Origin of the sequence: Thermogemmatispora onikobensis (assembly GCF_001748285.1) — a bacterium.
Lineage (GTDB): Bacteria > Chloroflexota > Ktedonobacteria > Ktedonobacterales > Ktedonobacteraceae > Thermogemmatispora > Thermogemmatispora onikobensis.
On the sequence record NZ_BDGT01000002.1, the window covers coordinates 225,028 to 239,565 of the forward strand.

The following is a 14,538-nucleotide window of genomic DNA, read 5'->3' on the forward strand; positions in this document are numbered from 1 at the left end:
TAACTATCCTTCCTCTCTTCTTCTTGGCGTGGTTGGCATAGGTAGGGGAAGCCAGCAGGAGCGGGCTCCTCTACCGCTAGAGCGCCCCCGGGGTTCCTGCCTCCCCCCGCGGTTGACCGCGCGCTGCGACCGAAGGGAGCGTAAGAGTCTGCTCGTGCGACCGCCGTTCTGCCAGTTTCGCCTCGATGAATTGCAGCATGCGGCGCTGGAAACGCGGCTTATCGAACTCCAGCGCGTGCTCACGGATCGTATAAGGATCGAAGGCCCGTTCATCGAAGGTAGCCAGCACAGCAGCCAGGCTCTCCACTGTCTGCTCGCGGAAAAAGACCCCGGTCACGCCCTCGATGACAGAGGCCAGGGCGCCGCCGGCTCCATAGGCGATAACCGGGCGGCCCGAAGCCTGGGCCTCAAGCGGCGTGATACCAAAGTCCTCCTCCCCTGGAAAAAGCAGGGCCCGGCAGTGGGCGAAGTAGTCCAGCACCTCCGCATCGCTGAGTTGACCGGCGAAGCGGATCGTCGGCCCGGCCAGCCGTTGCAACCGTGGCAGATCGCGCCCCTTCCCAATAATAACCAGCGGCAAGCGTAAAGCATTGCAGGCCTCAATAGCCAGATCAATACGCTTATAAGGGACCAGGCGGCTCACAATCAAAAAATAGTCACCACTGGCTTGCGGCTCAAACTTGAAGCGGCTGGCATCGACTGGCGGGGGGATGACCACCGCCTCACGACGATAATACTTGCGGATACGCTCCGCTACCACGGGAGAATTAGCGATAAAGTGGTCAACGCGCGCCGCCGTCACCTGGTCCCAGAGACGCAACCGACTCACCAAAAACGGCAAGAGGCTGCGAGCCAGACGTCCCAACTGCTCGCGCTCGACGTACTCCTCATAATTCCAGCACCAGCGCATGGGAGTGTGGCAGTAACAAATATGCAGCGTCTCCGGGCGCGTAATCACCCCTTTGGCAAAGGCACTGGAACTACTCAGCACCAGATCGTAGCCGCGCAGATCCAGGCTTTCCATTGCGTAAGGGTAGAAAGGCAAATAGGGCTGGTGATGGCTCGTCACCAGCGGGAATTTCTGCATAAACGAAGTACGGATATCCATCCGCCGAAAGGCGGGATCAACCCGTTGCGGATCGTAAATAGAAGTGTAGAGGGGGGCATCGGGAAACAGCTCATGGAGCGCCAGAACAACGCGCTCTGCACCCCCCATCTGATTCAGATAGTCATGGACGAGCGCCACTCTCATCGTTTTTAGTATGCACCCCGTCTGAAAATGACCGCTGGGATCGTGCCGAACAGAATCTGGAAGTAGAGACGTAGCGACCAGTTCTCAATGTAGTAAAGGTCGAGCAAGACGCCCTCATCGAAGCTCAAATCGCTGCGCCCACGCACCTGCCAGAGGCCAGAGATCCCCGGCTTAATAGCCAACCTGCCTTTCTGCCATTCCTCGTACTGGGCCACCTCGCGTGGCAGGGCCGGGCGAGGGCCAACCAGACTCATCTCTCCTTTAAGCACATTGATAAACTGGGGGATCTCGTCCAGACTCAGCTTACGCAGAAGACGCCCAACGCGCGTTATGCGCGGATCGGCCCGCATTTTGAAGAGTGGCCCCTGAGCCTCATTGCGGTCGAGCAGAGCCGTCAGCATCTGGTCAGCATTCTGATACATCGAGCGGAACTTATACATCTGGAAAGGCTTGCCGTTCAGTCCGATGCGCGTCGACTTATAGATCACGCTGCCGGGCGAATCCAGACGGATGGCCAGAGCGATGCACAGCCAGAGTGGCGCGCCCACGAGCAAGACCAGGCTGGACACCGCGATATCGACAGCCCGCGTCACAGCCCGCTGCCAGCGATTGAGGGAAGACTGCTTGATGCCGATGAGGGGGATACCCTCGATCGACTCCATATCGATGCGTGAAAGGCTCAGCTCATAGAGGTCGGGGATCAGCTTAAAAGAGGTGCCCAGCCGCTCACAGAGGCGCACAGTTCTGATCACCTGCTCATGCAAGTGGGAGGGCAAAGCGATGATCACCTCATCGACCTGCATCGAGCGGATAGCCATGCCCAGATCATCCAGCGTCCCCAACATCTTAAAGCGACCGAAATCGCCAGGAGGGTTCTCCAGATCATGGAGAAAGCCCACGATAGAGTAGCCCAAGCTGGGATTGGCGGCGATATGCTGCATAATCATCTTAGCCAGACGGCCTGAGCCGACCACCAGCACCCGGGTCTCTCCCAGGCCGAGCTGGTACAGGGTACCCATAATGGCCGAAGCGATCAGGCGTCCCAGGCAGAGCAGCACGATCGAAGTAGCCCAGACGAAAGGTACCAGCAAGCGTGAATTAGCTGTCGGCTGAAAGACGAAGTAGTAAGTAATCAAGAAGGCCATGCCAATCGTGGCCGAGCTGATGATCGTCCACATCTGACGGAACCAGGTACCAGTCAGGCGCAGCCGATAGAGGCCGCGGATGGCGAAGATGGCGATGGCCCCGATCACGATGCCGGCCTGCATCTCGGTCAGCTTATCGAGGGGGATAAATGTGGCATGGCTAGGGCCGGCGTCAGTCAGTGCGCGGCGCAGGCGATCGAGCCAGGGGCTTTCAAACAGCAGCTGAAAACGGATAAGGTAAGCGAGATAGAACGAGATCGCGACTAGCGTAGCGTCCAGCAGCACCATCACGAGGCACTCAAGGAAGCGCCACTGGCGGCGGTGAGAGCGCCGCTGTGAGATAATGCGGGTTAGCTGGCCAGTAGCCCCTGTCACTCCCATACTCCCCGTGTTCCCGGCCATCATACTGGCCCCTGCTGTTGAAGCTGCGGCCTCCGCCGAGGCTCCTGGTTTTGTGCTCACCAGACCTGCTGCTGGCGTTTGGGAGAGCTGTGCTTGTGAGAGTTCGCTACCTTTCACGGCCATATTCCTGCTTTATTGAACGTTTTGTCACTCCAGTGAAGAAACATGTTGCTCCTTGCGTTGCGGCCACGGCTCAGGCTGCTGTGGCTCCGGCGGCTTCTCGCTGAGGGCCTCTTCATAGATGGCCCGCAGCTGGCGAGCCATTGTGCGCAGCGAGAAGCGCTCTGCCACTATGCTGGCCATTGCGCGGCAGTGCTGCCGATAAGCATCGTCGCTGAGTGCCCGGTACAGGGCGTTTGCCAGGGCATCCACATCGCGCGGCTCTACCGTCAGAGCCACACCGGCACCCGCTTCGGGCAAGCTGGAGACAGTAGAGGTGACCACCGGCAGCCCGCAGGCCAGTGCCTCCGCCACCGGCAGTCCGAACCCTTCGTAGAGGGAGGGATAAGCAAAGGCCGTGGCTGCATGATACCATAAAACCTGCTCGCTGTCCGCGATGAAACCCGGGAATAGGACTTCTGACTCAAGCCCCAGGCTGCGAACGCGGGCAAAGATCGAGTCATAGAGCCAGCCCTTGCTCCCCGCCAGCACGAGCTTCTCGCCAATGCCCTGCTGGCGTTTCAAACGAGCAAAAGCCTCAATCAGTGTATCGAGATTTTTGCGTGGTTCTAGCGTCCCAAGATAGAGAATAAACCCGCTCTCAAGCCCATAGCGAGCGCGAAGCGCCCCTACTGCCTGCTCATCTCGCTGACTGGCGGTGAAGCGGGCATCAATGCAGGGATAGACGGTGCGCAGGCGCTCTGCCGGCAGAGAGAGCAGCTCGATGGCATCGCGGCGCGTGCTTTCTGAGACCGCGATGATCAGCCTGGCGCGGCGCAGGCTATGTAACGTAAAGGTGCGTTGATAGAGCCGTTTCGGGCCTGTCAGAACCTCCGGGAAGCGGAGGAAAGCCAGGTCATGGAGAGTCACCACCCCCTGACAGTCCGCTGGCAACCGGAAAGGGAGCACGTTCACCGGCGAGTGCAGCAGCTGAATTCGCCGCTGGCGCAGCTCGCCCGGCAGCTTCAGCTGCTCCCAGGCCACGCGCATTGCTGGCCGCTCTTCCGGCCAGGGGGCGCTCACGTAGGTGAGCTGCGGATGGCGTGCTACCGCGGCTAACCGCTCCTCTACCTCATGACCATTCACAAAGATAGTATAGCTATGCTCACCAGGTTCCTGGGCCAGTCCCTCCAGCAGCCGGCGAATGTAGCGGCTCACTCCACTATTACGATAGCTCTGGCTGTACGATAAGAGCTGGGCATTGATTCCAATATGCATCACAACTGCTGCCCCTCTTCGAATGGCCTGTTCCCTATTTTATGCTATAGCAACCGCTATAACCTGCCAGAAGAACGGCTTGTAGGCTGACCTGGTAACAGCTCTGGGCCTTTTCACCCGCCCTTTGCCTGCTCTCGCCTCCCGAGCGAGCGAGAGTAGTGGCTCAGCTTGCCAACACTCGTGTGAGTTGCTTATGTGCGGACCACCTGCTACCATCACCCTATTACGGATAAACGCATGGCCCTGTCCTTTAGACACAGGGAATCCTGCTTCTCTCTAAGCGCCCTTCTCCTCTGGACGCACGGGGAGCGCAAGCCCTGGAACTTGCTCGGAGCGCTGGTGAGCGAGGCAGAACGTTTCTGCTTTTGAGCTGCCCGGACCCGGCTCTCCCACTGCCCCCAGAACCACTCAGGCCAGCTTTCTTGACCGCAGCCCCTTGCCTGTATACAATGCAAAAAAGGAAACACTCCTCTCCTCCTGGGCAGCTCTCTCTAGAGTGCCTGGCCGTTCGCTGAGCGAGCCAGCCGGAAACCGGACAGGGGGATCGGATCATCCCGAGAGGGAAGAGCACTGCTAACAACAGCGCAGAGGGCAGGCCAGGCCGTAGCCAGTAATGCTGTCTGCTTGCTCATGCTGGGGAGGACCCGGTCAGAGTAGGGGGCTTTGGAGCGCTACCGAGGTCGGGCCTGGTGGCGCGGCTTCTACTCGGCCTTGCTATGCCTTTCCCATGCGTTGCGTTTTTCTCGGCGTCGGTGTAATATAGCCTAAAGTCTCGGAATTGCCTAGTGTGCACATCACTCAATCGCGAGCTATCAAGTACGGGAGAGAAGTGCTTTGGCCAAACAACTCCGTCTCGACGTTGCACAGCTAACAGACGTTGGCCGCAAGCGTGAGCACAATGAAGACAATATGGCCTATGTCATCCCCAAGGACCCCCAGGTGATGGCAACCAAAGGCTCACTGTTCATTGTGGCCGATGGCATGGGCGGTCATGCGGCGGGGGAGGTGGCAAGCGAGATTGCCGTAGACACTGTTAGCACGGCATACTATCAGGACGACAGCGATGAGGTTCCGGTCGCCCTGGTCCGCGCCATTAAGCGCGCCAATGCCGCCATTCATCAACGCGCAGCCGAGAATATGCTGCGCAGCGGCATGGGCACAACCTGCGTGGCAGCGGTGCTGCGCGGGAATATGGCCTATATTGCCAATGTGGGCGATAGCCGCGCTTATCTGATCCGCGGCAAGACGGTCAAGCAGATCTCTCAGGATCACTCCTGGGTTGCCGAGCAGGTACGCGCAGGCTTGCTGACTGAGGATCAGGCCCGTACTCACGCGCAGCGCAATGTGATCACTCGCTCGCTGGGCACACAACCCGATGTCGAGATCGATATTTTTACCGAGCCACTGCAGGAAGGGGACTCGCTGGTCCTTTGCACCGATGGCCTCTCCGGGCTGATTACTGAAGATGAACTGCAGGAGATTGTCAATCGCTTCGTTCCCCAGGAGAGTGTCTATCACCTGGTCGAACGCGCTAATGAAAATGGGGGTCCAGACAATATTACGGCGATCGTAATCCGCGTCAACGAGGTGGGGGTCGAGCCGCCCCCTCGCCAGCGGCGCCCTGTGGCCGTCGGTGGACCCGAGGAGGATACAGCGATTCTGGGGACTTCGCTAGCTTCTTCGACTGGCCAGGCCGGGGCTCGCTATGGCAATGGCCACAGCGGCACCTTCTCTTTCTCTGCTCGCTCGGCGCCAGCTCTGGCGGATGCCGCGGCAGTGGCCGCTCCTGCCTTGCCTCTACCTAAGCGCCGGCGGCGGGGACGAATCTTCTTTCTCAATGTGGCCCTGCTCATGGTGGTTCTCCTGGCGCTGGTCATCGGCGCAGTCTACTATCTCGTGCTCCGCCAGGGACCCGATCCCGATCAGGTCCTGGCCCAGGCAACTACTCTGGTCAATCGCGCTGCGGGTGAGCTGAGTGCCGACCCTGTACGCGCCCTGCAAGATCTGGCCAGCGCCCAGCAGTCTCTGCGCTCGCTGCAGGGCGTGACGCTCTCAGAGGCTCAGCGAACGCAGCTCGCCAATCTTCAGCGCTCGCTGACCAGCCGGGCTCAGGCCGCCCTGGTTGCCTACAATAAGCGTTTTGGCATTACTTCCCTCCCCTGCTCCAGTACCGGTGTGAGTCCAATCAATACCGGGAGCATTACCACCCGAGCCCGCAGCCTGACAATTCTGCAGCAAAAGGGAAAAACGCTCTTATACGCCTTGGGTGAAGATAGTCAGCTCTACCCGCTGATGCAGGTTAATCACCAGTATAGCCTGCAGAATCATCTCAACCTCGATGGAAATGTGCTCGGCGTAGCGAGCGCTAACGATGGCTCGCAGCTCTATCTGGTCATCGCTCGCACCGGCCAGAGCCAGGGAGCAGCCTCTGTCAGCTATGAGCTGGCCACTCTGCAAGCTGGCCAGACGAAGGCCAAAACAGCCCCGATCGATACAGCCTTGACCTCCAACGGTCAGGTCCCGTCGCTCATTGCGGCCTGGGATAGCGATGTCTATGTGGTCTTCTCTTCTAAACAGGCTCCCAACAGTGCCCAGATCGTCGACTTCGATCGTACCAAGCTGACGGCCAAGCAGGCGCCGCTGCCGATCTCGGCCAATGTAGTGAGCTTGGCCGCTTTCCCCAACAATCAGCTCTTCCTCTTGCTGGGTGATGGCAGCGTGCAGAGCCTGCAATACACGTCAGGCAAGGCTCAAGAACCAGTACCAGTGCCTGTGCAGGTACAGCGTCCTATTCCCAGTGCGCTCCCGGTCAGCCATCAGAGCTTCACTGCGGCTACTCCCGTGCCGACCGTCACGGTGCCAGCGCAGCAAGGTCCTGTCCCGCTGCTGGCCTCGAACAAGGCCACCCTCTCATCAGGGCTGGTGAATCATATTCCCCATCTCTATGTGGCCGATAGCGCGACCCATCGCGTGCTCGCTTTTGCGCCACTCGGCGGCGGTTCAGCCGGTGGCACTTCTGATTCGAACAGTATCTTAGTGCAGCTTACGGGACAGTACAGCTCTCCAGGTTTGTTTGCCTCTCTGCGCAATGCTCAGCCTGATCCTGCCAGTGGTACCCTGCTCTATACACTTGCTCAAAATACTGCCTCCCTGCTCAATGTGGTTTCGGTCGACACCAGCTCGTCGGGGAGTTGTGCCTGAGCACGAGATGGTGTACACTTGGTGACAACTATTGCAGAGAGTGGCCAGCAGGGGCCGCTGCCCGCGAAGCCTTCTTTCTTTTTTCGGGCCACCTGAACCTGTTTTTGGGCGGCGGTTCTCCTCTCGCGTGTGCGTGAATGGCAGTGAAGAAGGAGTTCTGAGCAATCGTGAGTTTCGCCGTACATTATCGTACTCATACCTGTGGAGAGTTACGTCGAGAGCACTGTGGGCAGCAGGTGCGCCTGGCGGGCTGGGTCAGCCGCCGGCGCGATCATGGTGGGCTGATTTTTCTTGATCTGCGTGATCGTTATGGGGTCACGCAGATCGTCTGTGATCCCTCACGCTCGGAGGAGGCGCATCGCGTTGCCTGTGAGCTGCGGGCGGAATATGTGATCGAGGTGACGGGAACGGTGGCGTCCCGCCTGCCGGGTACGGAGAATCCCCATTTGGAGACAGGCGAGATCGAGGTTGTGGCTGCGGCCATTCGCCTCCTGAATCCCTCGCGCGTCCCCCCTTTCTCGATCGCTGGCGAGAGCCAGGTTGAGGAGACCCTGCGCCTGAAGTATCGCTATCTCGATCTGCGACGGTCCAGGATGCAGAAGAACATGATCCTGCGCCATCGCTTGATCAAGGCGATGCGCGACTACCTGGATGAGCGTGGCTTTTTGGAGATTGAGACGCCCATTTTGATCAAGAGTACGCCCGAAGGGGCGCGCGATTACCTGGTGCCGAGCCGGCTCTATCCCGGTCAATTCTACGCTTTGCCGCAGTCGCCTCAGCAGCTCAAGCAGCTACTGATGGTCGCCGGTCTGGACCGCTACTTTCAGATTGCTCGCTGTTTCCGCGACGAAGATCAGCGCTCGGATCGGCAACCGGAGTTTACGCAGCTAGATATCGAGATGGCCTTTGTCGATGAGAGCGATGTGATGAACCTCATCGAGGGGCTGCTGATCTTCTTGGTTGAGCAGCTGACGCAGAAGCGCATCAAGCAGAAGCCGTTCCCGCGCCTCTCCTATGAGGAGGTGCTGGAGCGCTACGGTACTGATCGCCCCGATCTGCGCTTTGAGTTGCCGCTGGTGACCATCTCCGACCTGGCGGCTGGCAACTTTGGGGTCTTTCAGCAGGCCCTTACCGCCGGCGGCGCGGTCAAGGGCATTCGCGTTCCAGGGGCAGCGGGCTATAGTCGGCGCGAAGTGGAAGAGCTGACAGAGTTTGCTCGCAGCCTGGGAGCGAAAGGGCTGGTCTCATTGGCCATCGGTCCGACGGGCGAGCTGAAGTCTGCTCTGACCAAGTTCTTGCCTGCCGAGCAGCTCCAGGCCATCGTGAAACGCCTGCAGGCCGGCCCTGGCGATCTCCTCCTCTTCGTGGCCGACCACCTCGAGGTCTGTAATGAGGTGCTCTCGCGCCTGCGCCTGCGCCTGGCCGAACGCCTGAAGTTGATCGACCCCCAGGAATTGGCCTTCTGCTGGGTGGTTGACTTCCCGCTGCTGAGCTATAACGAGGAGGAAGGGCGCTACGAGGCCGAACATAATCCCTTCTCCGGCATGCGCGAGGAGGATGTGCCTTTGCTGGAGACGGAGCCGCTGAAGGTGCGTTCGCGCCAGTACGATATCATTTGCAATGGCTCCGAGATTGGTGGGGGGAGTGTCCGTATCAATGTCGCTTCGCTCCTCCACAAGGTTTTCTCCTTGATGAATTATAGCGATGAGCAGATTCGCGAGCGCTTTGGCCATATGCTGGAGGCCTTCGAATACGGCGCTCCTCCCCACGGAGGCATCGCTCTGGGCCTGGACCGCCTGGTGATGATCCTCGCCGATGAACAGACGATTCGCGAGGTGATCGCCTTCCCCAAGTCGCAGAGCGCTCAGGATCTGCTGCTGAACGCTCCTTCACCTGTGGATGAGCAGCAGCTGCGCGAGCTTCACCTCCAGGTGCGAACCGAGGAGGCAGCTCCCCAACCTCCTGCCCAGAGCTGAGGGACATATCCTCACGCTGCAAGCGCTGTACAGGTCCTGCGGGCAGCCAACCCTGCTACGAAGAAACTGGGGTTGCTCCTGCCCGCAGATGCTGCTTCGACCATTGCCCCCTTAGTCTACTGCTTTTTCTCTATAGACAATTAATTGAAGGTTAATATTTATATGCATCCGAATTTGCTAATATTATCTAGTAAAATTTGCATCTTTTTCTTGCCCAAAAATTCGCTTGTGAGTTAACGATAGATTTCTCCTTAATACGATTTGGATAGGCAAGTATACTGGAAGTAGATCCCCCCAGATCTAGAGAAAGTTTCAAATCACCCGGATGGGAGGATGGAAGGAGAAGAAGACAATGGCCACAACGAATCAGGGAAACACAACTCGCAATACACAGTCAGGTTCAACGGGATCACTGAGCGTCTTGAGTCGGCAGTCGGGTTCATCTCATCACTCGTCGGTAGGGGTGGGACCCAAGTTTGTGCCGGCTCTCAGCGAAGACGAAGCCATTGGCCAGGCTCGCTTGCTGAAGGCGCTGGCCGACCCCACTCGCCTGCGCATTCTGAGCCTGTTAAGTCGCTATGAAGGGGAGGTGTGTGTCTTTGAGATTGTGGAAAGCTTCACTCTGGAGCAACCGACTATCTCGCATCATCTCCGTATTTTGCGGGATGCGGGCCTGGTGGATTGCCGCAAAAAGGGCCTCTGGGCTTATTACTATGTGCGTCGCGAGGCCCTGAACCGTGCTCGGGATGTGATCAGCGGCATTGTCTCTTAGCCTGGCCTGATCCGCTCTGACTTGTCTCTGGGCTGGAATGCCTGGCTGTCTCAATGCCTGCCCAGCCCTACTCTGCTCTGCTCTCCTCTAGATCGCGCTGGCTGCTCCCTGGGGGGCTGCTTCCTGCCAGCCTGTGTGGCTGGCCTTTTGCTGGTCCCCACGGGGGTCAGGTCTGGAGCGGGGCAAGACACGCTGCCTGCTTCTCCCTGGCTGACTGGCTGACTGACCAGCGCTGCAGAGCGAGACCAGTGGCGGGTGGACTGAAGGGCCAGGCGGGCCCGCCCGGGCCTGGGTGGCCAGACCGACAGCGCTGCAGCCTCACCTGGGGGCCTCCATGACAGAAAGAATTGCCCGGCGTCCGTAGTAGTGCTGGGGGTCTTCCTTTCCTCTGCATGGAGCCGCCCCCAAATTCTCCGTACTGGTCAATTCCCCTCTTGACAAGGCTCAAAATTTTTTGTATCCTACAAGGCGGAAACGATAAGTGGTAAGTGTGCCTGTAGCTCAGTGGATAGAGCGTTGGCCTGCGGAGCCAAAGGTCAGAGGTTCGAACCCTCTCAGGCACGCCGATCGATAAGCCCTGATCATTGGCGGTGATCAGGGCCTTTTTCTTTGTCTCTGGCCCGGTTTGGGGCCGAGGCTGACCTCGACGGGCAGTCTGACTGTGAGGTCTCTGCGCGGTGTCCTGCCTGGGCGAGAGGCCAGGCAGCCGCCAGGTTGCAGCCCTCCCTCCTCCCTGCTAGAATCGAAGCTACACGGCTGTGAGGCAACTGCTGCTGCTTGAGGAGCTTTGTCTTGTGGGAACTGCGCTCAGTCTCGGTCTCGGTCAGGGGGACAGCCTTATCCTCCTGCCAGCCTCGCGGGCCGTTGGAGTGTCGCCGTGACTCAGAGCTGGTTCTGTCGCTACCTGTCTCGGGCATGCTGGTGCCCTACCTGGGAGTGTCTTGCCGGTTGGTGCCAGGTGCTGGGGCTTACGGGCATGACGAGGTATCGCCTCTTCAGGTGGCGACGCAGGCTCCTGCTCGGGTGGCGGCAAGACCAATCTGTAGGGAGCACTGTTGCAAGCTCAATGGAGAACAAACAAACCTTGCTCTTTGTGCGTCATGGCCAGACTTCCTGGAACGTTGAGCATCGCCTGCCTGGACGCTTGCCTGGTATTCCTCTGACCGATCAAGGGCGGCAGCAGGTGGCGCGCCTGGCTGATGCCTTGAGTGTGCTACCGATCAGTGCCATTATCAGCAGTCCGCTGGAGCGGGCGCGTGATACGGCTGAGATTCTGGCTCAGGCTTGGGGTCTGGAGGTTTGGCTGGAGCCTGATTTGATGGATACCGATGTGGGGCACTGGGCTGGTGAGCGTTACGATGAGCTGTTCAAGAAAGATCCCGCCTGGAAGGCGTTTGTGCAAGATCCAACGGTGGCCCCGGCCCCTGATATTGAGACATTCCCCCAGGTGCAGCAGCGTGCTGTCGCCGCAGTGGAGCGCTGGCGCCAGCGCTCCGAGGCGGGTGCCTGGCCGCTCTTTGTGGCTCACGCCGATGTGATCAAGCTGCTCCTGGCGCACTACAGTGGCTTGCCGCCTGTGCGGGCACCCCTGCTGGGGATCGATAATGCCTCAGTGAGTATCGTCGAACTGGAGGGAGAGTTGCCTCCTCGTCTGGTTGCTGTTGGCTGGACTCCCCGCCCGGGCTGGTTGCGCCCTCCGGGAGCGCATGCTTCTGCCCCCTCTCCTGCTGCCTCGCCAGTGGCGGCCTCGCCGGGCGCTGGCGAGCAGCCTGGGGAAAAGGGTACAATAGAAGGAGAGGCTTAGTGCGCTGCCTGGCTATTGTGTATGCTGAGAGAGTGCTGGAAGGAAAGAAGCAGCATGTTTGATCCGCGAGATCCTTACGAGCGTTACTGGTGGCATTATGAGTCACGCCGCCCGCTCTCGATTGCGCAGATCATCGCCCTGGGCTCGACTGATGCGGAGACGGTAGCCTTGATCTGGCTCATGCTGGAGCACGGCGCCTCGCTCACTGTGGCTGGGCCGACTGATCCTCAGCCCGGTGTTGGCAAAACCACTACCCTGAATGCTCTGCTCCAGTTTCTTCCTGAAGGAACGGCCCTGGCCTATATGTCCGGCATGTACGAGGATTTCTCTTTCACTCGCTTGCCGGATGTCGATCCCACTCGCACCTATGCTCTCTGCAATGAGGTCAGCGATCATTTGCCGATTTATATGTGGGGGCGGGTGGCTCGCCGCTATCTGAGGCTCCCCGCTCAAGGATTCCATATCGCTACCAGTGTCCATGCCGATACGATTGATGATGTAATCCATATGTACCGTCGCGATCTGCGCCTGGATGTCGAAGATATTCGTCGTCTGGGCCTGGTGCTCAATATGGGCCTGGTAGGACGCATCTACCCTCCGCGCCGCCGCTGGTTTACCACCCATTATCTGCATCCTGCAGCTCCGCCCGATCGACCCGAGGAGATCGTCAAGCTGCCTCTTTCCATCTGGAATCCAGAAGACGATAGCTTTGAGCATGCTGATGCCTGCGTGCTCGATGAGCTGGCGACCATCGCCGGCTTGCCCTCCCAAGCGTTCAGGGCCGCCTTTAAGCGCCGTGTCGCCTGCCTCCAGGAGATCTCTCAGGGACGCGGTATCGATATGCACGAAATGTTCGATGCTATCGAAAAGGTGCGAAAACAGGAGCGCCAGGAGCGCTCGTGAGCCAGTCTAACCTGAGCCGCCAGCCCTCGCGGAAATATCCGCGCTTTGCCCGCGTGTTCTATATAATGGCTACAGCATGGCGCTGTAGCCTTGATGGTACATTGTGGTCTTCCGCCTGTTTTCAGGAGAGGAAAGGAGGGACGCCTGTGTCCGCGCATCTGCTCTTGATAGCAAGCGAAGGGCGCTGGCCCCGCATTTGCAACTCGTAAAGGTTGATCCAATTCTGGTGAGGAGAAGGAGTTTGCGCATTATGAGGCATGCCATTGCCATGCTCTGCGTCCACACGTCTCCGCTGGACATGCCGGGGCAGACGCCGGACGCTGGCGGCATGAATGTCTATATTCGTTCTCTGGCGCGCGAGCTTGGTCAGCGCCAGGTTACTGTTGATATCTTTACCCGTCGCACTGATTCCCATCTTCCCCCGATTGTTCCGCTAGGGCCACGTACGCGAGTCATCCACGTTGAGGCTGGTCCGGTCGCACGTCTACCGAAGCAAGACCTCTATGCTTATCTTCCCCAGTTTTGTGCTGCGGTCGAGGCTTTTCGTCAGGCTGAGGATCTGAGCTATGACCTGATTCACAGCCACTATTGGCTCTCGGCCTGTGCTGGTCTAGAGCTGGCCGGTCGCTGGCATGTTGCACATGTGGCGATGTTTCACACGCTGGCCCGGGTGAAGCTGCTCAGTGACCCTTCCAGTCAGGAGCCTCCCTTGCGCGCTGAGATGGAAAAGCAAGTCGTCGCCGCTGCCGATCGTATTATTGCTGCGACAGCTGAGGAGCGCCTCCAGCTTATGAATCTCTATGCAGCCTCACCTACCCGTATCAATGTCATCCCCTGTGGTGTTGATCTGCGGCGCTTTATTCCGCAGGATCGTTTTCAGGCTCGTCAGCGCTACTGTCTTCCGATGGAGCGGCCTCTGCTCCTTTTTGCGGGACGTCTGGACCCTTTCAAAGGGCCTGATCTGCTCCTGCGGGCATTGGCGCAGATGGAAGAGCAGGCTGAGGCGGTCGTTGTTGGTGGCAAGCTGCGTGGTGATCGTGAGCTTCAGCATCTGCGTCGACTGGCGGCCTCGCTTGGGTTAGCTGATCGGGTACATTTTCTGGGGGCTTTACCGCCGTGCGAGATGCCTTTTATCTACAGCGCTGTCGATGTGACGGTCGTGCCTTCTTGTAACGAAAGCTTTGGACTGGCGGCGGTGGAATCGCTGGCTTGTGGAACGCCGGTGGTGGCCACGCGCGTCGGGGGGTTGGCAGCCATTGTGCGCCACGGCGAGACCGGTTATTTGGTGCCTCGTTGCCCGGGCTTCTTCGCAGAGCGTCTGGATTTCATGCTGCGTCATCCTCTCTTACTGGCCCAGATGCGCCGGGCCGCGCGCCCCTCGGTGATGCGCTTTAACTGGCAGCAGATCGCCTCACAGGTTCTGAATGTCTATGCTGAGCTGCTCAATGATGGGCGTTGCCTGCTGGCGCAGTAGAAGGCAGCAGGACGGGGAGGGTTTCTCAGCGCTCGCTGGCCGCTCTGCAAGGCCGAAGGGGAGGAGTGCCAGGTCCGTCCTCGGCTTGAGCAAGTGAAAAGATGAGGAAAGAAGAAGCATTGATCTCAGGGGGAGGAACAATGAGCGATGACGCGAGCACGCCTGCGTGACCTGGGTATCAGTCTGGGGCATCTGCCTCCGGGTCGCTTCAACGCCATTACCGATGTGCCTG

The 14,538-nt window shown here is 59.1% G+C and carries 9 protein-coding genes and 1 tRNA gene; 7 read left to right on the top strand and 3 right to left on the bottom strand.

The annotated features are described in order from the left end of the window. Positions 1–76: 76 nt before the first annotated feature. The 3 genes from BGC09_RS02045 to BGC09_RS02055 form a co-directional block, all read right to left on the bottom strand. Positions 77–1,252 carry a glycosyltransferase gene (locus tag BGC09_RS02045; RefSeq protein WP_084657843.1) on the bottom strand — a complete coding sequence of 392 codons (1,176 nt, stop codon included), beginning with the start codon at positions 1,250–1,252 and terminating at the stop codon, positions 77–79. A gap of 5 nt (positions 1,253–1,257) precedes the next feature. Beyond that, positions 1,258–2,859, bottom strand: coding sequence for a sugar transferase (locus BGC09_RS02050; RefSeq protein WP_176728821.1), 1,602 nt, complete (start codon positions 2,857–2,859; stop codon positions 1,258–1,260). Positions 2,860–2,946: 87 nt separating this feature from the next. Further along, positions 2,947–4,176 (bottom strand): glycosyltransferase family 4 protein, encoded by a 1,230-nt coding sequence (locus BGC09_RS02055; RefSeq protein WP_069801589.1) that lies wholly within the window; start codon positions 4,174–4,176, stop codon positions 2,947–2,949. 834 nt (positions 4,177–5,010) lie between these two features. On the opposite strand from BGC09_RS02055, the gene BGC09_RS02060 reads away from it, so the two are divergent. The 7 genes from BGC09_RS02060 (at position 5,011) to BGC09_RS02090 (ending at position 14,306) form a co-directional block, all read left to right on the top strand. Continuing rightward, positions 5,011–7,377 (top strand): Stp1/IreP family PP2C-type Ser/Thr phosphatase, encoded by a 2,367-nt coding sequence (locus tag BGC09_RS02060; RefSeq protein WP_069801591.1) that lies wholly within the window; start codon positions 5,011–5,013, stop codon positions 7,375–7,377. Positions 7,378–7,544: 167 nt separating this feature from the next. Then, positions 7,545–9,353 carry an aspartate--tRNA ligase gene (gene aspS, locus BGC09_RS02065; RefSeq protein ID WP_069801593.1) on the top strand — a complete coding sequence of 603 codons (1,809 nt, stop codon included), beginning with the start codon at positions 7,545–7,547 and terminating at the stop codon, positions 9,351–9,353. 352 nt (positions 9,354–9,705) lie between these two features. Then, positions 9,706–10,125 (top strand): ArsR/SmtB family transcription factor, encoded by a 420-nt coding sequence (locus BGC09_RS02070; protein WP_084657845.1) that lies wholly within the window; start codon positions 9,706–9,708, stop codon positions 10,123–10,125. Between the two features lie 490 nt (positions 10,126–10,615). After that, positions 10,616–10,688, top strand: a tRNA-Arg gene (locus BGC09_RS02075). Between the two features lie 503 nt (positions 10,689–11,191). Next, a complete protein-coding gene (locus BGC09_RS02080; protein ID WP_069801595.1) occupies positions 11,192–11,929 on the top strand; it encodes a histidine phosphatase family protein in 738 nt (245 codons plus the stop codon). 54 nt (positions 11,930–11,983) lie between these two features. Then, positions 11,984–12,832, top strand: coding sequence for a hypothetical protein (locus tag BGC09_RS02085; protein WP_069801597.1), 849 nt, complete (start codon positions 11,984–11,986; stop codon positions 12,830–12,832). Between the two features lie 250 nt (positions 12,833–13,082). Then, positions 13,083–14,306: a glycosyltransferase gene (locus BGC09_RS02090; protein WP_069801599.1), complete on the top strand. Its 1,224-nt coding sequence runs from the start codon at positions 13,083–13,085 to the stop codon at positions 14,304–14,306. Positions 14,307–14,538: the final 232 nt, after the last annotated feature.

Excerpts from the sequence above, each read along its gene's own strand:
- BGC09_RS02080 (WP_069801595.1), top strand. The coding sequence starts at position 11,192 with ATGGAGAACAAACAAACCTTGCTCTTTGTGCGTCATGGCCAGACTTCC.
- BGC09_RS02090 (WP_069801599.1), top strand. The coding sequence starts at position 13,083 with ATGAGGCATGCCATTGCCATGCTCTGCGTCCACACGTCTCCGCTGGAC.
- BGC09_RS02085 (WP_069801597.1), top strand. The coding sequence starts at position 11,984 with ATGTTTGATCCGCGAGATCCTTACGAGCGTTACTGGTGGCATTATGAG.
- BGC09_RS02055 (WP_069801589.1), bottom strand. The coding sequence starts at position 4,176 with ATGCATATTGGAATCAATGCCCAGCTCTTATCGTACAGCCAGAGCTAT.
- BGC09_RS02070 (WP_084657845.1), top strand. The coding sequence starts at position 9,706 with ATGGCCACAACGAATCAGGGAAACACAACTCGCAATACACAGTCAGGT.
- BGC09_RS02045 (WP_084657843.1), bottom strand. The coding sequence starts at position 1,252 with ATGAGAGTGGCGCTCGTCCATGACTATCTGAATCAGATGGGGGGTGCA.